Annotated in this window: 17 protein-coding genes; 8 read left to right on the top strand and 9 right to left on the bottom strand. The window is 64.7% G+C overall.

Going from position 1 to position 21,022, the window contains the following annotated elements:
* The first annotated feature begins 147 nt into the window (after nt 1-147).
* The 3 genes from ACZYZ3_RS17915 (at nt 148) to ACZYZ3_RS17905 (ending at nt 6,437) form a co-directional block, all read left to right on the top strand.
* On the top strand, nt 148-2,838 hold the full coding sequence (locus ACZYZ3_RS17915) for a cation-translocating P-type ATPase (RefSeq protein ID WP_463965152.1): 2,691 nt from the start codon (nt 148-150) through the stop codon (nt 2,836-2,838).
* Complete coding sequence (locus ACZYZ3_RS17910) at nt 2,835-5,378, top strand: glycoside hydrolase family 65 protein (protein WP_463965151.1); 2,544 nt, start codon at nt 2,835-2,837, stop codon at nt 5,376-5,378. The genes ACZYZ3_RS17915 and ACZYZ3_RS17910 overlap by 4 nt, the downstream gene beginning before the upstream one ends.
* Nucleotides 5,379-5,543: 165 nt before the next feature.
* Nucleotides 5,544-6,437, top strand: a complete 894-nt coding sequence (locus tag ACZYZ3_RS17905; RefSeq protein WP_463965150.1) for a universal stress protein — start codon at nt 5,544-5,546, stop codon at nt 6,435-6,437.
* 22 nt (nt 6,438-6,459) lie between these two features.
* On the opposite strand, the gene ACZYZ3_RS17900 is transcribed toward ACZYZ3_RS17905, so the two are convergent.
* From ACZYZ3_RS17900 to ACZYZ3_RS17890, 3 genes are read right to left on the bottom strand one after another with little or no spacing between them, the layout of a single operon-like run.
* Nucleotides 6,460-6,849: a CBS domain-containing protein gene (locus ACZYZ3_RS17900; protein ID WP_463965149.1), complete on the bottom strand. Its 390-nt coding sequence runs from the start codon at nt 6,847-6,849 to the stop codon at nt 6,460-6,462.
* Between the two features lie 46 nt (nt 6,850-6,895).
* Nucleotides 6,896-7,246 (bottom strand): P-II family nitrogen regulator, encoded by a 351-nt coding sequence (locus ACZYZ3_RS17895; RefSeq protein ID WP_463965148.1) that lies wholly within the window; start codon nt 7,244-7,246, stop codon nt 6,896-6,898.
* The gene (locus ACZYZ3_RS17890; protein ID WP_463965147.1) at nt 7,243-8,724 is read right to left on the bottom strand and encodes a DUF1538 domain-containing protein; all 1,482 of its coding nucleotides are present in this window, start codon (nt 8,722-8,724) and stop codon (nt 7,243-7,245) included. Before ACZYZ3_RS17890 ends, ACZYZ3_RS17895 begins: the two co-directional genes overlap by 4 nt.
* 350 nt (nt 8,725-9,074) lie before the next feature.
* Here ACZYZ3_RS17890 and ACZYZ3_RS17885 point away from each other — a divergent pair, with 350 nt between their 5' ends.
* The 3 genes from ACZYZ3_RS17885 (at nt 9,075) to ACZYZ3_RS17875 (ending at nt 11,066) form a co-directional block, all read left to right on the top strand.
* On the top strand, nt 9,075-10,178 hold the full coding sequence (locus ACZYZ3_RS17885) for a TerC family protein (RefSeq protein WP_463965146.1): 1,104 nt from the start codon (nt 9,075-9,077) through the stop codon (nt 10,176-10,178).
* A complete protein-coding gene (locus ACZYZ3_RS17880) occupies nt 10,168-10,632 on the top strand; it encodes a hypothetical protein (RefSeq protein ID WP_463965145.1) in 465 nt (154 codons plus the stop codon). Before ACZYZ3_RS17885 ends, ACZYZ3_RS17880 begins: the two co-directional genes overlap by 11 nt.
* A 107-nt stretch (nt 10,633-10,739) precedes the next feature.
* Nucleotides 10,740-11,066, top strand: a complete 327-nt coding sequence (locus tag ACZYZ3_RS17875; protein WP_463965144.1) for a winged helix-turn-helix domain-containing protein — start codon at nt 10,740-10,742, stop codon at nt 11,064-11,066.
* A 153-nt stretch (nt 11,067-11,219) separates the two neighbouring features.
* On the opposite strand, the gene ACZYZ3_RS17870 is transcribed toward ACZYZ3_RS17875, so the two are convergent.
* The gene (locus ACZYZ3_RS17870; RefSeq protein WP_463965143.1) at nt 11,220-11,366 is read right to left on the bottom strand and encodes a lmo0937 family membrane protein; all 147 of its coding nucleotides are present in this window, start codon (nt 11,364-11,366) and stop codon (nt 11,220-11,222) included.
* 538 nt (nt 11,367-11,904) lie between these two features.
* Here ACZYZ3_RS17870 and ACZYZ3_RS17865 point away from each other — a divergent pair.
* Nucleotides 11,905-12,390 carry a cupin domain-containing protein gene (locus ACZYZ3_RS17865; protein WP_463965142.1) on the top strand — a complete coding sequence of 162 codons (486 nt, stop codon included), beginning with the start codon at nt 11,905-11,907 and terminating at the stop codon, nt 12,388-12,390.
* Nucleotides 12,391-14,795: 2,405 nt separating this feature from the next.
* On the opposite strand, the gene ACZYZ3_RS17860 is transcribed toward ACZYZ3_RS17865, so the two are convergent.
* The 5 genes from ACZYZ3_RS17860 to ACZYZ3_RS17840 all read right to left on the bottom strand — a co-directional run bounded on the left by ACZYZ3_RS17860 (nt 14,796) and on the right by ACZYZ3_RS17840 (nt 19,682).
* Nucleotides 14,796-15,518, bottom strand: a complete 723-nt coding sequence (locus tag ACZYZ3_RS17860; protein WP_463965141.1) for an SDR family NAD(P)-dependent oxidoreductase — start codon at nt 15,516-15,518, stop codon at nt 14,796-14,798.
* Between the two features lie 20 nt (nt 15,519-15,538).
* Nucleotides 15,539-16,306 (bottom strand): SDR family NAD(P)-dependent oxidoreductase, encoded by a 768-nt coding sequence (locus ACZYZ3_RS17855; RefSeq protein ID WP_463965140.1) that lies wholly within the window; start codon nt 16,304-16,306, stop codon nt 15,539-15,541.
* Complete coding sequence (locus ACZYZ3_RS17850; protein ID WP_463965139.1) at nt 16,303-17,697, bottom strand: MFS transporter; 1,395 nt, start codon at nt 17,695-17,697, stop codon at nt 16,303-16,305. The genes ACZYZ3_RS17855 and ACZYZ3_RS17850 overlap by 4 nt, the downstream gene beginning before the upstream one ends.
* Nucleotides 17,697-18,584, bottom strand: coding sequence for a polysaccharide deacetylase family protein (locus ACZYZ3_RS17845; protein ID WP_144671353.1), 888 nt, complete (start codon nt 18,582-18,584; stop codon nt 17,697-17,699). Before ACZYZ3_RS17845 ends, ACZYZ3_RS17850 begins: the two co-directional genes overlap by 1 nt.
* A gap of 66 nt (nt 18,585-18,650) precedes the next feature.
* Nucleotides 18,651-19,682 carry an asparaginase gene (locus ACZYZ3_RS17840; RefSeq protein ID WP_463965138.1) on the bottom strand — a complete coding sequence of 344 codons (1,032 nt, stop codon included), beginning with the start codon at nt 19,680-19,682 and terminating at the stop codon, nt 18,651-18,653.
* Nucleotides 19,683-19,965: 283 nt separating this feature from the next.
* Between ACZYZ3_RS17840 and ACZYZ3_RS17835 the strand changes: the two genes are divergently transcribed.
* Nucleotides 19,966-21,006, top strand: coding sequence for a LacI family DNA-binding transcriptional regulator (locus ACZYZ3_RS17835; RefSeq protein ID WP_463965137.1), 1,041 nt, complete (start codon nt 19,966-19,968; stop codon nt 21,004-21,006).
* Nucleotides 21,007-21,022: the final 16 nt, after the last annotated feature.

The following is a 21,022-nucleotide window of genomic DNA, read 5'->3' as shown; positions in this document are numbered from 1 at the left end:
AGTGCCTTGGTAGCTCTGGGCCCGGCGCCGGGCGGCGTGCCGGGCGGCGTGCCGGGCGTGAGGAAAGTCCCTGCCACATGGTGAACGGCAGTTCTCTTTTCTCCGAGGTACCTTGCCGGAGTGCCCGTGCAAGTGAAGACTTGGGCTATGGCAGCCCCTGTGACGACATCCGCTTCGAGTCCAGAGAAACCGACTCTTTGGCACGCTCTGAATACCGAGGCCGTCTTCGCCGGGTTGTCGTCGGGTCCCGGGGGACTCAGCGGCGCAGAGGCTTCCCGGCGGCTGGCGGATACCGGCCCGAATGAGCTGAGTATCGCCGGCGCAACTCCCTGGTGGCGGGTGCTCCTTCGGCAGTTCATCAGCCCGCTGATCGGCATCCTTCTCGTGGCCGCCGTGGTGACCCTGGTCCAGCAGCACTGGGTGGACGCCGGCGCGATCTTCCTCATCCTGTGCATCAATGCCGCCCTGGGCTTCTTTCAGGAGCGCAAGGCCGAGGCGGCCGTGCTTGCCCTCCAGTCGCTGTCCACCCCGTCGTGCCGGGTGCTGCGGGACGGCACCGAACAGGTGATCCCGGGACGCGACGTCGTCCCCGGCGACGTGGTACTGCTGGAGAGCGGTGAACGGGTGCCGGCGGATCTGCGGCTGTTCGACGCCAACGCCCTGCAGGTGGACGAATCGATGCTGACCGGCGAGTCCTTCGCCGCTTCCAAACACACCGCTCCCCTGCCGGAAGACGTTGGCGATGCCGACAAGGCGAACGTGGCGTTCAGCGGGACGTTTGTCGGCAGCGGCCGGGGCAGTGGTGTAGTAATTGCGACCGGCGCCGACACTGCCCTGGGGGAAATCAATGCCCTCGTCCAGGGGCCGTCCGGCAAATCGCCGCTGCAGCTGCTCACCCACAGCCTGGAACGGCGCATCGGCCTGATCGTCCTCGCCGCCATCGTTTTCATCTTCATTGCTGGGCTGGTACTCGGCAACGACGTCTCCACGATGTTCCGCACCGCCGTTGGCCTGGCGGTGGCCGCCATCCCCGAATCGCTCCCGATCGTCCTGACGGTCGCGTTAAGCCTGGGCGTGTCCCGGATGGCCCGGCGGAACGCGATCGTGCGTACCCTGCCCGCGGTCGAGACGCTAGGGTCCACCAACGTCATTGGCTCGGACAAGACCGGGACGCTCACCGAGAACCGGCTAACCGTGGAGAGAATCTGGACCCCCGCGGGCACACTGGACATTTCCGACGGGGACGACGACGGCGGCGCAACGGACCCGCCGCTGGTCCGCGCGGTCCTGCGCGCCGGTGCGCTGACCAACGAGGCAACGGTCTCCGCCGAGGACGAGGACCTGGAGTACTCCGGCGACGCGGTCGACGCCGCGATGGCGAAGACCGCCGTCGTCCGGGCCGCCATCAGTGAAGCCGAGCGCACAGCCGAACCACTGGCCCATCAACCCTATGAACCCCACGTGCGCTATTCGCAGACCGTCCAGCAGGACGCCGGCGGGCGTCGGACCCTGTACGTCAAGGGGTCCCCGGAAGCGGTGTTGGCTGGGTCCGTTGACATGGCGGGACCCGGCAGCACCCTGCCCCTGGACGAGGCGCAGGTCCACGCCGCCAACGAGGCGATGGGCCGGGACGGGCTGCGGGTTATCGCCGCCGGATCCCGGATACTGGCCGAGAACGAGGAACTCCCCTCACCGCTGCCGCCGCCGTCGGGCCTGACGTTCCTGGGTATGGAAGGAATGACTGACCCTCCGCGGGCCGGAGTAGCCGCGGCCATAGTGGACTGCCGCCGGGCCGGGATCAAGGTCATGATGATCACCGGAGACCATCCCGTGACCGCGACGGCCATCGCCGGCCGGCTCGGACTCTCGACGGACAAACCCGCACTGACCGGCGACGAAATGGCGGACCTCGATGACCATATGCTCGCCGCCCGCCTCGAACAGACGTCCGTCGCGGCACGGGTCTCACCAGTGGACAAGCTCAGGATCGTGCACGCACTGCAGGCCGCGGGGAAAATCGTCGCCGTCACCGGTGACGGTGTCAACGACGCCCCGGCCCTCAAGGCGGCGGCGATCGGGGTAGCGATGGGTAAATCCGGCACAGACGTGGCCCGCGAATCCTCCGATGTCGTGCTGACCGATGACAACTTCGTCACCATCGTGCACGCCGTGGAAGAAGGCCGGGTCACGTTCTCCGCCGTCCGCAAGACCACGTTCTTTCTGCTCTCCACCGCTGCGGCCGCCCTGGTGGCCGTGACCTTGAGCGTCTTCGCTGAGGTGCCCTTGCTGTTCCTGCCGGTCCAGATGCTGTGGATGAACGTGGTGACCAATGGCGCCCAGGACATCGCCCTGACCTTCGAACCGGCGGAAGGTGATGAACTCAGGCGCCCGCCGCGCGCACCGTCCGAGGGCATCCTCTCGCGCACGCTGTGGTTCCGGGCCGGGATCACCGGCTGCTGGATGGCCCTGGCGGTGATCCTGACTTTCATCGTCGCATTGCACAACGGGTACACCGAAATCCATGCCCGGACCTTCGCGCTGACCATGTTCGTGGTGCTCACCTTCTTCCAGGTGCACAGTTCCCGGGCAGAAAACAGGTCCCTCTTCCAGCTGAAGCTGCTGGCCAACAAACCGCTCCTCTTCGTATCCTTGGCCGCCCAGACATTGCACTGGGCCGTGATGACCTGGCCGGTCAGCGCCGGCCTGCTGGAGCTCACGCCCCTGCGTCCGTGGGAGTGGCTCCTCTGCATCGCCGTCGGCTCAACGGTGCTGATCATCGTTGAGGCCGAAAAGGGCGTCCGACGCTGGGCACACCGCAACGACGTCCCGGCCGCATGACCAGCGCTCCGCACCCCGACGACTCTGTCCCCGGGCATCCGGCTGCGGGCCCCAATGCCGATGCCACACTTCCGGGGTGGGCCGGCGCCGAATCCGGCAGCAGCCCGTGGCTGCTGGGCTACGACGGCTACGATCCGACGGTCGAAGGGCTGCGCGAGGCGCTCTGCACGGTCGGCAATGGCTACTGGGCCACCCGGGGAGCCGCGCCCGAAGCCGACGCGGACGCCGTGCACTACCCGGGAACCTACCTCGCCGGCGTCTACAACCGGGTGCGGACGGACCGGGACCGGCGTCCGGTCGAGGACGAGCATATGGTCAACGCCCCCAACTGGCTGCCCCTGTGGTTCAAAGTGGCCGACGGCGACTGGTTCCATCCGGGAACCGCCCGGATCCTTGGCTATCGGCAGGAGCTGGATTTGCGGAAAGGGGTGCTGACCCGCGTTATCCGGTTCTGCGACGATGCAGGGAGAACAACCAAAGTCACCTCACTGCGGTTCGTATCCCACGCTGCCCCGCACATCGCCGTGCTCGTCACGACGTTTGAGGCCGAGAACTGGTCAGGTCCCATGACCGTGCGTACGGCGATCAACGGACGGGTTGCAAACCGGAACGTCGCCGCGGACCGGCTGCTGGCCGGCACCCACCTCACGCCGCGCCGGGCCGTCGAGCTCGACGGCGAAACCGTCCTGCTGGATATGGAGACCACCCAATCCGGCATCCATCTGGCGACGGGCGCCCGCACCCGGGCCTTCGACGGAGACAGCCTCCTCACCCCGGACAGGCGCTTTCTGCGCGACGACGCCGGATGGGTCGCCCACGAATTCACTCTGCACCTGGAGCAGGGGCACCCGACCCGGGTCGAAAAAACCGCGGCGGTCTACACCTCCCGCGACCGCGCCATCGCCTCCCCCGCCCAGGCGGTGGCAACCTCCCTGCACCGCCTCGGCGATGCGGACGGGTTGCTGGCCGCCCACGAGCGGGAATGGCAGATTCTGTGGGAGGCCTTCGGGGTGTCCCTGGACTCCGGCAGGAGGCAGGCCCTCGCGCTGAACCTCAATACCTTCCACGTCCTGCAAACGGTGGCTGCCGTTGACGTGGACCTGGACGCCGGCGTACCGGCCCGCGGCCTGCACGGGGAGGGCTATCGCGGGCACATCTTCTGGGACGAACTCTTCGTTTATCCCGTCCTCACCCTTCGGCGCCCGGACCTGAGCCGCGCGCTGCTCGGGTACCGTTACCGGCGTCTAAACGAGGCGCGCGCGGCCGCACGGGCTGCCGGCTTCGAGGGCGCGATGTTTCCGTGGCAAAGCGCCATCGACGGGCGTGAGGAGACGCCCACGGAACTCTACAATCCGTACAACAGCCAGTGGATGCCGGACAACTCCCGGCGTCAGCGGCATGTGGGCCTCGCCCTGGCCTACAGCGTGTGGCACCACTACCAGTCCACTGGCGACGCCGGGTTCCTCATCGAACAGGGTGCTGAGCTGATCCTCGAGGTGGCACGCTTCTTCGCCAGCCTTTGCAGCTACGACGCACGGGAGGACCGGTATGACATCGAGGGCATTATGGGCCCGGATGAATTCCACGACGGGTACCCCGGCTCGGCGGGGCTGGGGCTGCGCAACAATACCTACACAAACGTCATGGCTGCCTGGGTCCTGCGCCGGGCGGTTGAGACAGCCGGCCTGCTCGAAGGCCGCTACTGCGAACCGCTCCGGAACCGGCTCAATTTACGGCCCGATGAGATACGCCGCTGGAAACACATCAGCCGTCGGCTGCGCGTTCCGTTTCACGCGGACGGCGTCCCCAGCCAGTTCGAAGGGTACGAAAACCTGCCGGAATTCGACTGGGACGGCTACCGGGCCCGGTACGGCGACCTCGGCAGGCTCGACCTGATCCTCGCTGCTGAAGGTGACAGCACCAACAACTACCGGCTCTCGAAGCAGGCAGACGTGGTGATGCTCCTGTACCTCTTCTCGGCCGAGGAGCTCCGGGACCTCCTGCAGGATATGGGCTACCGGCTCCCGCGCGAAGCCATCGTGCGCACAGTCGATTTTTACGGGTCACGCTCAACCCACGGGTCAACGCTGAGCAACGTGGTGCATTCCTGGGTGGAGGCACGACGCGACCGGGAACGGTCCTGGACTTTCCTCACCCGGGCGCTCGAAAGCGACCTCGCCGATATCCAGGGCGGCACCACCCGGGAAGGAATCCACCTGGGAGCCATGGCCGGGTCCATCGACATGGTCATCCGCTGCTACACCGGACTCGAAATCCGGAACGACATCCTGCGAATACACCCGACGCTCCCGGACCAGCTTGCCGAGGTCGCATTCTCCATCAACTACCGTGAACAGCACATCCGGATCGAACTCAACAAAACCAGGCTGCGCCTGGCCCTGCGCGCCGGCGGCGCCAACCCCATCAACGTCATCATCGAGGGAGACCCGGCAACACTTTCACCCGGACAAACACGAGACTTCCCGATCGGGAGGCCCGCAGATCTGTTCAATCGCGGGATTCCCAAGGGCCGGGCGTGACCGAGCTGAAGGGCGGGTCTCCGTGAGAGCGGAGCTAAAGGGCGGCCCTCCATGCTCCCGGACCCGCTCCTGCAGCCTCCAACTGCCTTGCATCTCCTGCGTCGGCCTTGACGGGAGGTCGCCCGGACTGAAGAGTCATCCGCAAGGCACAAAGGGGGTTGGCGCATGAACCCGTTACGCCGGATTCTGGCGGGCACTGATTTTTCGACCGGAGCCGGGCATGCGGCCGACCGGGCCGCCCTCGTCTCCAAGGAGACCGGAGCGGCACTTGAACTGTTTCATACAACAAACCTCTCCGGCCTGGACAAACTACGCCGGCTTGTTCCCGGGATTCCGGAGGATCTGGAGCAGCAGGTTATCGACGCCGGGCGCGAACAACTCGCCGGGCTGGGCCGGAAGCTGAACGAAGACCACGGAATCGCAGCCGGGGTTCACGTCGCCTTCGGCGACACCTTCGCTGAACTCGAGGCGCGCGCCGCCGAGCTGCCCGCCGACCTGGTGGTCCTGGGGGCACACGGAACCAGTGCGCTGCCCCGCCTGGTCGTGGGTTCGACGGCGGCAAGGATGGCAGCGGGCAGCCGGTGCCCGGTGCTGGTGGTCAAAGGTGCCCCGTCCGGTCCCTACCGGAACGTGCTCATTCCGGTGGACTTCTCCGCGCAATCCCTCCCCGCCCTCAAGACGGCATCCGCCGTGGCGCCCGGTGCCAACCTCATCCTGATGCATGCCTACGGATTTCCGTTCGAGGGAAAAATCCGGGCCGCCAGGGACATCGATGCAGTCCTCGAACCGTTCCTTGCCGCCGCCCGGAAGAAAGTTTACGAAAAGATGCATGAACTCAGTGAAGCTGCCGGGCTGGCCCCGCACTCCGCGCGGCTGCTCGCCTGTCATGGGGAGGCGCTGCACCAGATTCTTGAACAGGAACGGGAACGGAAGTGCGACCTGATCATCATGGGCCGGCACGGGGAAGCGCCCCTGCTGGAGCAGGTTTTTCTGGGAAGTGTGACCAAACAGGTGCTGGCTCAGTCCCGCGCCGACGTCCTCGTTGCGACTGGTGAGTGACTGCGCCGGAGCTTTCCGGGTGTTACGTCAGTTCTTCCATCAGCCGGGACAGGATGTCGTTCATCGCCAACAGGCCCACGAGCTGGTTTCCCTCGACGACGACCAGCCGGTTGAGGTGGTAACGGGTCATCAGTGCGGCCGCCTGGCGGACGGAGAGATCCTCGCCGACAGTGATGGCCGGGATGGTGGCGGCGTCGTAGACGTTGAGGAGGTCCACGTCGCCTTCCTGCGCGACGACAGCCCGCAACAGTTCGTTGTAGGTCAGGAGGCCATAGGCGTCGTGCACATGCTGCCGCTCCACCACGAGGCTCTTGACCTGGTTGTCCTTCATCGAGGCCAGTGCCTCCCGCAGGGTGCTGTAGGGCGAAATGGTAATGACGTTGGCCACCATGACATTCTTGACGGTCAGCACGTGATTCCTCCTCGTTGATCGGATGCGTGGACAGTACCTGTGGGTTTCAGGTTTCTTCGCGGCGCAGGTGCTCCTCGAACCGGACCACCTGTCTGGTGTCGATTCCGGTGAGGTGCTCGATCGGGATGGCGAACGCCAGGCCCCGGGACTCGGTGCCGCTGACCAGGGCCTTATGCATTTCCTTCAGGATCGGTGCAGTCAGGTGGCTTCCCACAATCATCAGCAGCACCGACTGGGAGCCCTCGAAGGTCAGCCCGAAGAACGTCTTTTTCGCCTCACCACCAATGCCCTTCCCCGGCAGGATGGTCACCCCCGTGGCGCCGGCGCGCTGCGCCTGGGTGATGACGTGGTCCTCGAGGTCGTCGGGCGCGATCACGATGATGGCGGTGAATTTCATGCTGGTTCCTTTCGAAGCCGGGGAAGCCGCTCCATCACCATGGCATACACCATCACGGCGACGACGGGGAAGATGGATGCGAATGCGATCAGCCCGAACCCGTCGATCAGCACGTCCCGGCCCTCGACCGCTGCTGCCAGTCCGATGCCCAGGGCGGTGACCAGCGGGACGGTAACCTCCGACGTCGTGACTCCTCCGAGGTCGAATGCCAGGGCGATCACGTACTTCGGTGTCAGGAAGACGAAGACAATCGCGACGGCGTAGGCGGCCATGATGAAGTAGTGGAAGGGGCCGCCGACCAGGATCCGGTAAACGCCGAAGGCGATCCCGAGCCCGACGCCCACAGCGACGATAATCCGGATGGCGGATCCGTTGATTTTCCCCAGGGACACGTCCTGGGCCTGGTCCCCGATCGCCACCAGGGCCGGTTCGGCCATGGTGGTGGCGAAGCCGATGAGCAGGGCGAAGAGCAGGATCAGCGATGGTTGGCCCTGCTCGATCAGTTGCTCGGCCATGAGGGTACCGATGGGAAACAAGCCGATCCTGAGCCCTACAACGAAGGCATAGAGTCCCACGAGCACCATGATGAACCCGACGACGACGCGCAGCGGGTGGGCCAGCTTTCGACGCAGCGCGACGTACTGGAAGAACAACACCACCCCCAAGATCGGCAGGACCTCCCGGACCATCGAGGCCAGGCCCAGGAGCATGCCGACAACCCACCCCGTCGGGTCCGACCCATTGTCCGGGACGGGCACGGCGCTGGCATCGCTGAACGTGTAAACCCACGTTCCATACAGCTGCACCCCGACCATGGGCACCATTACGCACAGCGCCACGAGGCCAAAGCCGTCGGCGAGCGGGCTCCGCCCGCGGATGGAATTGGCCAGCCCGAGTCCTATCGCGGTGATCAGGGGAACGCTGACAATGTTGGTGGTGACACCCCCGGAGTCGTAGGCGAGCCCGATGATCTCTGGCGGCGCGATGTAGGTCATTCCCAGCACCAGGGCGTAGCCACCGATCAGCAGCCGGTGGACCGCCCAGCCCCGCAGGACGCGCAGGATGCCCACCACCATGACCAGGCCCACCGAGATGGCGATGACAAAACGCAGGACCAGGCCGCTGATCCGGCCGTCACTGACGATCTGCGCCTGCTCGGCCACCGCGATCACGGCCGGCTCGGCCACCGAGGCCGCGAAGCCGATGGCAAATCCGAAGGGCAGCAGCAGCCCGAGGGCACCGCGCCGGACGAACTGGTTGGCCAGGTTCTTGCCCACCGGGAAGACGCTCAGATCCAGACCGTGGAGGAACAACGCGATTCCTGCCGCCACAATCAGGAGCCCAGCCGCCTTCTCCAGCGGAGCATCCGGCACGCTGCGGAACACGAACAGCTGGAAGACTACCACGACAACGACGATGGGCAGCAGGTTCCTCAGCGCCTTGGCGAACTCGCGGGCGAATCGGCTGAGGTGCTCCATCGAGTCCTCTCCCGGTGGCGGCGTTCCTGTGCGTCCTTGCCAGCCAGTCTGCCCGTACCGGCCCGAGCCTGTCCACACCAATCTCCACCTGCGCTTGCCTCGCCGGCTGCCAGTGGTCCAGCGTCTCGGCCGTTAAGTTTGCAAGAAACCCTGGGGCGCCGGGCGAGTCTAGGGCACCACGGCCCCTTGCCGGTATAGGTGAAGTATGTTTCACTAATTGGACGGAGGGGAGTATCCCCTGAATGTCCCGTCGTCAGTACGGCCGACCCTGAGCGGCCCGGCGGGACAGGTCCCCTGGGACCGGGAAAGACCTCCAGTTGGTTGAACTGACTGGAAACAGGTGCTCCCTGATGAATGTTCCTTTTTGGGCCTGGTTGGCCGTTCTTGCCTTTATTATCCTGATGCTGGCCGTGGACCTTTTCGCGCACCGAAAAGCGCACGTCATCCGTGTCCGGGAAGCCGCGCTCTGGTCCGCCGTCTGGGTCACCTTCGGCCTAGGCTTCGGCGCCCTCATTTGGTGGATCTACGGAGCGGAGTTTGGCCAGCAATACTTCGCCGGATACCTGATCGAGAAATCCCTGGCAGTGGACAACGTGTTCATCTGGGCGATCATCTTCACGTACTTCGCAGTCCCCCGTGAATACCAGCACCGGGTGCTGTTTTTCGGGGTCCTGGGCGCCCTGGTCTTCCGGGGCGTCTTTATCGCGGCGGGCGCCGTCATCATCGCCAGCGCCGGATGGGTGCTGTACATCTTTGCCGCGTTCCTGCTCCTCACCGGCTACCGGATGATCCGCCACCGCAACGACATGCTGGACCCGGAGAAGTCCCGGGCGCTGAAACTCTTCCGCCGGCGCGTGCCCATGACGGACGACTTCCACGGCCAGCGTTTTCTGATCCGCAAGAACGGCGTCTTGCTCGCCACCCCGCTGCTCGCGGTGCTGGTCCTTATCGAGGTCACCGACATCATCTTCGCCGTGGACTCCATCCCCGCGATCTTCGCGGTCACCGACGAAGTGTTCCTGGTCTTCACCGCCAACGCTTTCGCCATCCTGGGCCTGCGGGCCATGTACTTCCTGCTCGCTGACATGATCCACCGCTTCATCTACCTCAAGATCGGACTCGCGCTCGTCCTGATCTGGGTCGGCATCAAGATGCTCCTCAAAATCGACATCTACTACATCCCCACCCCGGTGTCCCTGGCCGTCATCGCCACCATCCTCGGGGTGTCCATCGGCCTCAGCCTCTGGGCCACCCGCGGCCAGGAACGCAGGGCTCCCGAGCGGCCGGTACACTCCCCCTTCGGAACCGCCTCACCCGGGGAGATCGCCGCCCTGGAACCGCTCTGGGGCAGACGCCGTGGCACGAAAGCCACCTCAACACCCCAAGACGGCGACGCCGGAACATCAGACGTGGATCCGCACTCACCTGCAAAGGGTGACGCTCATGAAAGATAGACCGGTCCGCCCGGTGGCGGCACTGATACTTGATGGCGCAGGAGCCCCTGAGACTGCGCGGCGCGCAGCGGTGGCGGCCAGAATGGAGGGCCGGCCCCTGATCCTCCTGGTGCCGGTGGAACGGACCGGCTTCAGCCTCAACCCCCTCACCCACCGGCTCGCAGCGATCCGGCAGAGTGCAGAAGCAGAGACGATCGCCGCCCGGGTCCGGCCGGTGCTCGAAAGCACCGCGTCCGAGGCCCAGGTCCGGGCGGTGCCCTGTCTCTCCAGACAAGCAGGGACCACCGGAGGCGCCTCGCTGAAAAGCATCAAGGCCGCCGCACGGGAAATTCGCGCCGTCATCCTCGTAACACCGGCAAGGCAAGATGATGGCACGGTCATCACGAAGGCACAGCGCCTGCGTCCCGACAGGCATGCAGGCGCCATCGGAAACGTCAGCGAGGAGAAACCATGACCATCCCACCACCCGGTTCGGGAGAGGGACCGAGTCCGCCCCTTCCTCCGGCGCCGCCAACACCTTTGCGCCCAATCTGGACCTTTCTCACGAACCACGGACACGTCATGCTCTCGGTGGCCGCAGACCCCGACGCCCGCGTGAAAGACATCGCCGAAAAGGTCGGGATCACTCCGCGCTCAACCCTGCAGATCCTCAAGGATCTCGAAGACGGCGGATACCTGCGCCGCATCCGGGAAGGACGACGTACCCGCTATGCCATTGAACCCCACCAGCACTTCCGCCACCCCACCACCGCGAACTGGGAAATCGACGGACTGATCGGCCTCTTCTCAGGCCCCCCGCCTTCAACCGCGGGGGATCCACCGCGGGACGTCCCTTCACCCCCGCCCGCGGCGCAGCTGGCCGGGTCAGCCGTCGCCGGTGACTTCTGAGCCCACCTCAGGGCCGGCCGCCCGGCGGCTGGCGGGCAAGTTCGTCAGTACCGAGCCATCTGTCGGTCGGGTCAAAGGACTTGCAGGCCTTGCCCGAGAACGGCGGCAGCTCCCACCTCGCTGTACAGCAGGGGCGCACCGCAGTTTTGTGTCTTAAGCGCGGGATCTGCCGCGCACGAAGTGGATGATCAAGACGACTACGGCGATAACCAAAAGTATGTGAATTAACCCGCCACCGATGTTGCCGAGCAGGCCGAGAAGCCAGAGAACTGCGATAATGATAGCTATCCAGAGCAGCATGAGAGTCTCCTTTAATTCCCGCACGTTAGTCGTGTGGTGTATATCACCCTATGTCAGTATCGACGTAGGTAGAAGTAGCAGAAAGATAAGGCGTAGGGCACGAGACTCCCGCCGAAACATACGCAATCCGGCCAAGTCCGGCACCGGTACGGCCCAGTCCGTGACCCAAAGTGTGGTCACTGTCCAAAACCCGCCTGGAACCACTAAACCCCGGATAACCAATCCCTGGGGCAGGTCAGAGAGCCAACGAAATCCGGGGCAATCCCCGCCCGTCAGTTTCTCTTCTCCGTTGGGAAGGTCATCTCCAGCGGGTATCACAGCCGCTGTGCCGTGGCCCGCCAGAGCGCACTACCGCTAATTGCGGCCAACGCTAGGTTCGAGAGCGATGCTCGGCCTTTGTGTTATCGACGCGCTTCGCTGCGCAGCTCGGCACTACCATGCTTGCCGGACGGGTTTGTTCCGGCGTAGAACGGTAATACGCAGCACCCCACCCGGCCCCGAACAACAACCGACTTCGCTCAGAAAGGACCGTCCCAACATGACACTCACCGACATCGGCCCCCAGCCCAACTCCTTCGATCTGGAGACCGCCACCACCGAGAACAACAACTATCGAACAGTAGTCTGGACCGGAGATTACCTACAGGTCACCCTCATGTCGATCCCCGTCGGCGAATCCATCGGGCTGGAGATGCACTCCGACACCGACCAGTTTCTCCGCCTCGACGCCGGCACCGGCAAGGCCCAGATGGGACCCGACAAGGACAGCCTGACCTTCGAGCATGACGTTTCGGACGGGTGGTGCATCCTCGTCCCGGCCGGCACCTGGCACAATGTCACCAATACCGGCGATAAACCCATGCGACTCCACGTGATCTACGCGCCAGTCCACCACGCGGCCGGCAATATCCACGGGACGGCCGCTGATGCCGCCCGCGATGAGGCTGCTGGCACCGACAACCCGCCAACCTGGACCGAACAGCCGTCCGCGACCGACGCCGACCAGCACGCAGACAACGGGTAGTGGACGCCACTGGGAAACGACACGGGAACGCCGGCCCGCCGGCCGGTCCGGGTTGGGTTCTAACCACAGACTGCTGCGACGGGGACTTCTGCCGGCGGAGAGAAAGACTGTGTCCAGGGTTTGGATAAAGAGAGCCAGAAGAGGCCGATCACGCCGCCGATGCGCACCGTGGACCAGCGTCGCCGGGAATCCGAGAAGACGCTTGAAAACCACCAGCACGAATCCCGGAGAAGACCGTCAGACTGTTTGGCAGTGGGGCGCTTATGCGTACTGCGTCCGGCACGGGAGTAATACCCAGCGGCTGCATCGGTCCGGAGGGCGCCGCGGGTGGAACTGCCGTTCGGGGACAGCAAACCGGAGGCCAAATCTGGACCGGCGGCGGCGGGTCAATCGGTGGTAAGGCCATGGCAGCAAGGCCCACCGGTTCCTAAGACTCGCCCCCGAGGCCGGCCCCGCCTACCGCCTGGCCACGCTCAGCGAGCCCATGGTCTGCTCCGGATCTGTTGCATGTCATGCCGTTCCCCCCGCATTCCTGCATGAACAGGTATCAGAGCGGAAATTCCGGACCGGCCGCAAACCCAGGACCATCTAAAGAATAATCAGCAAGTCACGTTGTAGGCGGCTCTAGCCACCATGAAGTTGTGAACGCGAACCCAACGAAAGGGACGAAAGAGGATGTACTCGAAGACGAGACTCCACCGGGCGGTACCCGGTCCGCCGTAGAGAGCCCCTCCCCCACACACCCGAATAGCTCTATCCGGGAGCCCACACACCCGGAACATCGGATCAGAGACGAGAGTATGCACAAAGTGAACACGAAGAAACACAATCAGGGCCCCTGACCTGCGGAAACACTTTGCCCGAGGTGGGACTCGAACCGGGTTCCAGCCCTTGCAAACACTGGACTCCGCCAAAACACACGGAATCCGGCCCAGTCCGGTACCGGTACCGGTACCGCCCAGTCCGTGACCCAAAGTGTGGACACTGTCCACACCCCCAATCCTCCCCACCAAGGCCTCCCCAAACTGCCGCACCCGAATTGACAGGGTGCGGCATCTCTCTGTATCTGCAATGTTGACCCGTACGTCGCATTCCGCGGGCGGCAGCGGCCGGGTCATGCCCTCACTCGTTGGGGACTCTGGGGCAAGCCCGCAGGACTCTCGGTCGATGGTCTCTGCATATCGATTCCAACTCCCTCAATCCCTTCATGGTCCACAACGTCGGGAGCCCCATGACCCGGCTGCGTCCCGCAGAACTCACTCCCCGAGTACTCGCCAGAGCCATGCTGCAATCGGGAAATGATAGCTATGGCACCAACCTCGGCCGGCGGAACAGGGCAAGTCTTCGGGGCCCACGCCCCAGAAGAGGGAATCTGAGATTGGTCGACGATGGTTCCGTGGGTCAACGCCCAGGGCCATCACTCACCACATCACGGCACAGAATGGGCAACCTTTTCTGGATGACGTCTCGCGCAACCGGGCCAACCGATTTCGCTCATCGCCTTGAAAGCCGGGATCACACCTACCAATTGACCGAAGGTCCATTATCGGCGACCAGAAGCGAAGCCAGGTGAGTGCACGCGAAAAGGCAAACAGCTTTGCCTGCTTCAGGATCGTGCTCGCCCGGTGCAGCTCGCGGACCTCACGCTCGAATTGTGATCCGGTCGGGTGTCCGCCGCCGCCGTCGTCGTCCCGGTCGCAGACTCTCCTCAATCTCGGCCGGCTCACCCAGGTCCGCAGCGCCTCGGGATTCACCCCGAGTTGCTCTCCGATCCGGCGGAACTCGCCGGTCCTGGTCGCAGGGTTTCTCCTTGCATCATTGGCCCTCCGCGTTGCTGGACCGGGTACTTCCGTCGTGCTGGCATGGGAATCATCCATCCAGGCAATCGAAGTTCCCATCAAACCCGGCGCGCTGCATCTGGTCCATCATCATTCGCGGGCTGTCCACGACCCTCCGGGGGCCGTGCCCGCATTGCGCGCCATGTGCCGGCCAAGATTCAAGACGCGGAGTGACAAGTCCTCCGGCTGCAAGTGCGCTGCCGTCCAGTCCTCCGACGTCGGGTCCCCCTCCGAACCGACGATAGGAGCCGCCATGCGAGCTTCTTCAGGAGCACCGGGCCCCTCCTCCTTAGGACGCAGATCCGAAGACCGCGCTCCCGGGCTGCTCTGGAGAACAGCAGACCATAGCGCTTCCACTGTTCCAACGGCCGCTGTGGCGCCCGTTCGTCCCGACAGCAGCCAGCCGTCGCTGGTAGCGGCCACTTTCGGGGCCCCCGGCCACGTTTGGCAGACGCTGTTGATCGTTTGGGCGACAATGAGGTGTTGCCGCATCGTTCGGATCGGGCCCAGTACGGGGTCGCGCGCAACAGTTCGTCCGCATGCACCGCACATGTGACTGTCTCCTTCCTAGGGCATGACGTCGCCGGAATTTGGTCCCAGCGTCTGACCGACATACAGGTTGCCGCCCGGGTCGCTGGCAAGAAGCAGGGCCGTCGGCGCGACCTCGGCAGGAAGACCGAAGCGCAGCAGGGGCAGTCCGGCACGCTTCTCCGCCTTCCAGTCCTCGGAGATACCGTCGACCAGAGGCGTTTCGATGGGGCCCGGGGCGATGCTGTTGACCAGCACGTTGTCTGCGGCGGTTTCCAGGGCCAGCGCCTTGGTCAGTCCTACGACACCGGCTTTGGCGGCGCTGTAGTGGCTGAGTCCGGTTCCGCCTTTGATGGCCAACTGGGATGCGATGTTGATGATGCGGCCCCACTTCTGCTGCCGCATTTCCCCTACCACCTCCCGGCAACAGAGGAAAACGCCTGTCAGGTCAACGGCAATCGTTTCGTTCCACATGGCCAGGGTCATGTCCTCGAGCGGTGATTCCGTCAGCAGGCCCGCGCTGTTCACGAGAATATCGATGCCCCCGAGCTGGGCGCGTGCGACGGCGAAGGCTGCCCTCACGCTCGCTTCGTCTGAGACGTCGACGTCGATGGTTCCCGCCGCGCCCGACCGGTCGAGGACAGCCACCCTGTCGCCGTTGGCGGTGAAGGCCTCGGCGATGGCCTTGCCGATGCCGCTGGCTCCGCCTGTGACCACTACGGCGCGGCCCTCGGTGTGACGGGGGACTTCTGGGTTGTCCATTCTTGTCCTTCCGGGCTTTTTCAGGCACGCATCTTGATGGTAAGACCGCCGTCGACGATCAGGGACTGACCGGTGATGTAGGAGGCATCATCGGAGGTCAAGAAGCCGATCACGCTGGCGACCTCCCCAGGCCGTCCGACCCGGCCCCAGGGGATTTCCAGCCCGGCGCGCTGCAGGCCGTCAGGACCGAGCGAGTTCACCGGGTCCAGGGACTGGGGCGTCTCGATGAGTCCGGGAATCACGGCGTTGGCGCGGATGCCGCGCGGTCCCAGCTCGGCGGCGACGCTGCGGATCAACCCGAGCACGCCAGCCTTGGCGGCCGCGTAATGGGCATGCTCCTCCCACCCGTAGACTCCTCCGGCTATGGAGGACACGGCAACCATCGATCCGCCGCCGGTCATCCGCGCGGACCCGGCTCGCAGGGTCCGCAGTACGCCGGTAAGGTCGACGTTGAGCATGTCATCCCAGCGCTCATCGGTCATCTCGCCCAGGGGCGAGTTGCGCAGAATTCCTGCATTGGCCACCGCGTAGTCCAGACGACCGTACTCCGCCAGGGCGCGTTCGGCGAACGCATCAACGGACGGTGTGCTGCGGACATCCACTTCGTGGACAACTCCTTGGCCGCCTGCATCCTTCACCAGACGGAGGGTTTCTTCCGGGTCGTGCGGGTCACCGGGAAAGGTGCCGATCACCGAATGCACGCCCCGGTGGGCGTAGTGGGCCGCGAGTGCCCGTCCAATGCCACTGGCAGCTCCGGTGATCACGGCCACCCTGGTTTCCGGTGTCATGCTTTGACTTCGTGGGGGTGGTCCTCGAGCAGGGCTTCTACGGGCGGCTTGGCGGCGATCATCAGGAGGCCGGAGAACAACGTTCCGGCGGCGCCGACCCACAGGGCTGCAGCGCCGGTTCCCGCGCTGGCTGTCGCAGCTGTGAACAGTGCACCGCCGAGAATGATGCCGGGCTGGCTCATCGCGCCGATGAAGGCGGTGCCCGTGGCTCGGCAGCTGACGGGGTAGCACTCGGCCATGAAGTACTGGATTGCGGCGTAGGGTCCGACCAGGAAGAACAGTCCGGCTCCATAGGTGACGATGATCATGAAGGGGCTCGTGGCGAAGGGGCTGAGCATGATGCTGAACGAAATGCCGGAGAGAATCCAGCCGCCGATGATGGTCCGTTTGCGGCCGATCTTGTCACCGAGCCATCCGTGGAAGACGTAGCCGAAGTAGGCCAGCATGTTGATGACGATCAGCATCCAGAAGGCGTCGGAGAGTTCCACGCCCTTGGCGTTCTTCAGGACGGAGCTGCCGAGGATGCTGAAGATCATGATGCCGAAGAAGTTGAAGATCCAGGCCAGCGAGAAGACGATCGTGTTCCGGCGCAGGTGCGGTTCCCAGATGCGCTTGAGCGGGGCCGCCGAAGAGTGTTCGACGCCGTAGGCGCGGGCCAGTGCGTGGGCTTCCTCGGTCTTGCCGCTCTTCTCAAGTTCGGTCAGCTTGTGGTGCAGCTCGAACTGAGGTGTCTCCTTGAGCTTCTTGGCAATGGCCCAGACGATGATCACGGCCGGAATAGTTGCCATGAGATAGAGGGCGCGCCATCCGAGGGACGGGAGGAAGGCAAGGGCAAGGGCACTGGCGAGCAGGAAGCCCAGCGGCCAGCCGCCCTGGATGAAGGAGTAGTGGAATCCGGGGCGCTTGCGCTTATCGGCGACTTCGGTGACCTGGTAGACCTCGTTCATGTAGGTGGCGTTGACGGCCTGCTCCGAGAATCCGAGCCCGCCGAAGGAACGCACCAGCACGACCAGGCCGTTGCTGAGGAACGGGATTCCGGTCGGGATCAGGGCCGTCAGACCGGAGACAGCGGCGGTGCCGCCGACGGTGACCATCATGCCTTTGCGTCGGCCGAGCCGGTCGATGACGGGGCCGATGCCGAAGCAGACGATGGCGGTGCCGACGGCGATCCAGGTGTTGATTGCGTAGGCTTCGGTTTCGGTCCAGCCAAACTCTTCCTGCATGGCCGGCAGGAGGGTTCCGAAAAGTCCGTAGTCGAACACGGCTACGGTCCAGGCCAGCAGGGCCAGCACGGTGGCGGTGGTCGTGTGGCGCTTGGAGAATACCGGGAAGCGGCGTTTCTCGTTGGGTGCGGGTTTCGTCAGGTCGACGCCGGGCTGCTGGATGGTCATTACTGGTTTTCCTTTCGGGGGCTGCGGGCGAGGAAGGAGTCCGCGATCTGGTCGAATGTGAGCCAGCTGACGCCTTCGTGGGAGTTGATGTGTTCGATGAGGCGTTCGAGCATGAGCAGGACTTGGGGGCGGCCCGAGACATCCGGGTGGATGGTCATGGTGAAGACGGCCTGGTCCATTTCCCGGTAGACCCAGTCGAACTGGTCGCGCCACATTTGTTCGATGTCCCGGGGGCTGACGAAGCCGTGGGAGTTCGGGGCAGCCTTGATGAACATCATGGGAGGAAGATCGTCCAGGTACCAGTTGGCCGGGATCTCGACGAGGTCGGTCTCCTTGCCCCGGACGAGCGGCTCCATCCAGGTTTCTGCGGCCTTCGTGTAGTCGATCTTCTTCCAGCTGTCGCCGACACGCACGTAGTAGGGCTCGAAATCGCGGTGCATCAGGGAGTGGTCGTACTTGATCCCGCGTTCGAGGAGGATCTCGTTGGTGACCGGGGAAAATTCCCACCAGGGTGCGACGTAGCCGGTGGGGCGGCGGCCGGAGACCTTTTCGATGAGTTCGATCGACCGGTCCAGGATGGCCGTCTCCTGCTCGCGGGTCATGGCGATGGGGTTTTCATGCGAGTATCCGTGGACGCCGATTTCGTGCCCCGCGTCAACGATCATGCGGGTCAGGTCCGGGAAGGTCTCGATGGAGTGGCCGGGCACGAACCACGTGGCGGGAAGGCCGTACTTCTCGAAAAGGCGGATAAGGCGGGGGCCGCCGACCTCGCCGCTGAACAGGCCGCGGGAGATATCGCACGGGGAGTCCTCGCCCCCGTAGGAGCCGAGCATTCCGGCTACGGCGTCCACGTCGACGCCGAACGCGACTTGGATGTCCTTGGTCATGAGATTTACCTTTCACTGCGCTTGTTGTTGAGGTTTTGTGCGTTGGGGTTTCGGTTTTGGGTGGAACTAGTGCGGGCGCGTGCCCCGGCGGGCGAAGGTTTCCGCAATGCGGGCCGCGGGGGTGTCCAGCCTGAGCAAAAGGCTCAGGAGGATCAGCGACTGGGATGGCCTGAGCAGACCGGAAGGTATGGCACCGGCCGCGCGCAGATCGGCACCTCCGCCGTCGCCGTACCGGGGAACGACGGCGCCGGCCTCCACCCGCGTGCTCGTCACCACCACGACGCCGGCCGCGGTAGCGTCCGCGACGTCCCGGCACAGCGCGCGGTTGGCGTTGCCCGTTCCCGTGCCCTGGAGCACAACCCCGGCCGCCCCGGCCTGCAGGGAAGCCCGCAAGAGGGTCGAATCCGCTCCGGGATAGGAAGCAACAAGGTCCACGCGCGGCGAACCGGCGCCGACGCCCGGCAACGGCAACGGCAACGGCAACGGGACAATGTCTGGCCGTGCTGCGTGCATGCCGACCTCGCCGGAGTCGGACACCGAGCCTGCGGTTCCGAAATCCGGGTTGGCGAACGCGTCGAGTCGGGTTGTGTGGCTCTTCCGGACGCCGGCCGCAGGGAAGATCGTCCCGGCAAACGCCAGAAGTACGCCCTTCCTCCGTGCCTGCGCAGAACCGGCGAGGGAGATCGCGCGCGACAGATTTCCGGGACCGTCCGGCGCCCTGGAGTCGGCCGCCTGCTGCGCTCCGGTGAACACCACAGGTCGGGGATCATCATGGGTGAGGTCCGCGAGATAAGCAGTCTCCTCCATCGTGTCCGTACCGTGGGTGACGACGACCCCCAGAACGTGCGGGTCGGCCAGCGCTTGCCTGATGCCGGCGCAGATGGCGATCATGTCATCGACCGTCAGCAGGTACGACCCCTTCCGGAGAACATCGACCACGCGGACCGGATGAGTGGCCGCAACGCCCAGGCTGGCGAACACCTGCTCTCCCGTGTCCGACGCGACGGCGGCCCCCTCGACCTCCGACGCACGGGAGGAAATGGTTCCCCCGGTCGCCAACAGCACCACGTAGGGAGCACCCAATTCTGTGACAGTCATTTTCACTCCGCTTGTCCTGCATCTGCTGCCAGATGCATACCCAATCGATTGGGTTACCGGATAAAAAGTATCTTTGCGATGTTTTCGCAGCCGCTTCCGGTGTTTCGACGGAGTTACCATGTCGCCGTCTGGCATCGGACCTCCACTACCCAATCGATTGGGTTGGTGGTGAAATGACTATAGAATGTGAGGTGCGCCACGTCAAGGGCTTCCCGATCAGAGCTCCGCACTTTATCGGGCAGTCTTGGTGGTGTCTTCTTTTTGAGCTGAGGCAGGGAAACGCATGGAAGAAACCACGGCCGGGGACCGCACGGTGACACTAAAGGATCTGGCGAGCGAGCTCGGCATCCACCCCTCGACCGTGTCCAGGATCCTTCACTCGGACTCCGAGGTGGCGCGGGGGGCCGCCTCCGTGGCGACGGCCGAACGCGTCCGCGCGCTGGCGCGAAAACGGGGCTACTCCCCGGACCCGCAGGCCGCCGGCCTGCGGACGCGGCGCACGCGGCTAATGGGGGTGATCGTGCCCCGGCTTTCGGACCTCGTCCTGGCCATCATGTACGAGGGGATTGACGAGGCCGCGGCGGAGCTGGGCTATTCGACGTTTGTCATGAACTCCCGGGACAACCCGGAGGAACAACGACGGAAGACGGACACTATGCTGGCCAGGCGCGTGGACGGGCTCATCATAGGTGACGCACATCTGGACAGTGGCCTGTTGCGGGAGTTGTCAGCCCGGAAGGTGCCCTTCGTGCTCATGAACCGCCGCGTCCCCGGCTACCCGTCCGCCACCTGCGACGACGTCCTTGGCGGCGAGCTTGTGGCCGACCACCTGTGGGCCCAGGGGCATCGGATCGTCGCTGTCATCGCCGGCGAGCCCTACGCCAGTACAGCCGTTGACCGGACGGCCGGCTTCGTGGACCGCTGGCGTTCGCTGGGCGGAAAAATCCCCAGTGAGGCCGTGGTGTGGTCCCGTTTCGATACCGCCGGCGGAAGGGAAGCGGCCGAGAATATCCTGACTCATTGCAACCCACATCCGACGGCGCTGTTCGCCGTCAATGACTTTGCGGCGATCGGTGCCATGGGAGCGCTAAGGTCCCATGGCCTCACTGTTGGCGAGGACGTTGCAGTAGTTGGTTTCAATGACACCTCGCTGGCCGCGGAGCTTCCCATCCCGCTGTCCTCGGTCCGCTCGCCCATGCTGGACATCGGGCGCACGGCGGTGCAGCTCCTGAAGCGCGTGCTGGACGGCGAAATCGTCACGCCCGTCAGGCTGGAACCGAGCCTCTGCGTGAGGGAAAGCAGCGCCCGAAGCCACATGGGATGATATTCACCTCGGAGTT

The organism is Pseudarthrobacter linnaei (assembly GCF_055412825.1).
The sequence above is the reverse complement of the archived record's forward strand: the minus strand, read 5'-3'. Positions and strand labels throughout refer to the sequence as shown.

Excerpts from the sequence above, each read along its gene's own strand:
- ACZYZ3_RS17915 (WP_463965152.1), top strand. The coding sequence starts at position 148 with ATGGCAGCCCCTGTGACGACATCCGCTTCGAGTCCAGAGAAACCGACT.
- ACZYZ3_RS17910 (WP_463965151.1), top strand. The coding sequence starts at position 2,835 with ATGACCAGCGCTCCGCACCCCGACGACTCTGTCCCCGGGCATCCGGCT.
- ACZYZ3_RS17905 (WP_463965150.1), top strand. The coding sequence starts at position 5,544 with ATGAACCCGTTACGCCGGATTCTGGCGGGCACTGATTTTTCGACCGGA.
- ACZYZ3_RS17895 (WP_463965148.1), bottom strand. The coding sequence starts at position 7,246 with ATGAAATTCACCGCCATCATCGTGATCGCGCCCGACGACCTCGAGGAC.
- ACZYZ3_RS17890 (WP_463965147.1), bottom strand. The coding sequence starts at position 8,724 with ATGGAGCACCTCAGCCGATTCGCCCGCGAGTTCGCCAAGGCGCTGAGG.
- ACZYZ3_RS17885 (WP_463965146.1), top strand. The coding sequence starts at position 9,075 with ATGAATGTTCCTTTTTGGGCCTGGTTGGCCGTTCTTGCCTTTATTATC.
- ACZYZ3_RS17880 (WP_463965145.1), top strand. The coding sequence starts at position 10,168 with ATGAAAGATAGACCGGTCCGCCCGGTGGCGGCACTGATACTTGATGGC.
- ACZYZ3_RS17875 (WP_463965144.1), top strand. The coding sequence starts at position 10,740 with ATGCTCTCGGTGGCCGCAGACCCCGACGCCCGCGTGAAAGACATCGCC.
- ACZYZ3_RS17870 (WP_463965143.1), bottom strand. The coding sequence starts at position 11,366 with ATGCTGCTCTGGATAGCTATCATTATCGCAGTTCTCTGGCTTCTCGGC.
- ACZYZ3_RS17865 (WP_463965142.1), top strand. The coding sequence starts at position 11,905 with ATGACACTCACCGACATCGGCCCCCAGCCCAACTCCTTCGATCTGGAG.
- ACZYZ3_RS17860 (WP_463965141.1), bottom strand. The coding sequence starts at position 15,518 with ATGGACAACCCAGAAGTCCCCCGTCACACCGAGGGCCGCGCCGTAGTG.
- ACZYZ3_RS17855 (WP_463965140.1), bottom strand. The coding sequence starts at position 16,306 with ATGACACCGGAAACCAGGGTGGCCGTGATCACCGGAGCTGCCAGTGGC.
- ACZYZ3_RS17850 (WP_463965139.1), bottom strand. The coding sequence starts at position 17,697 with ATGACCATCCAGCAGCCCGGCGTCGACCTGACGAAACCCGCACCCAAC.
- ACZYZ3_RS17845 (WP_144671353.1), bottom strand. The coding sequence starts at position 18,584 with ATGACCAAGGACATCCAAGTCGCGTTCGGCGTCGACGTGGACGCCGTA.
- ACZYZ3_RS17840 (WP_463965138.1), bottom strand. The coding sequence starts at position 19,682 with ATGACTGTCACAGAATTGGGTGCTCCCTACGTGGTGCTGTTGGCGACC.
- ACZYZ3_RS17835 (WP_463965137.1), top strand. The coding sequence starts at position 19,966 with ATGGAAGAAACCACGGCCGGGGACCGCACGGTGACACTAAAGGATCTG.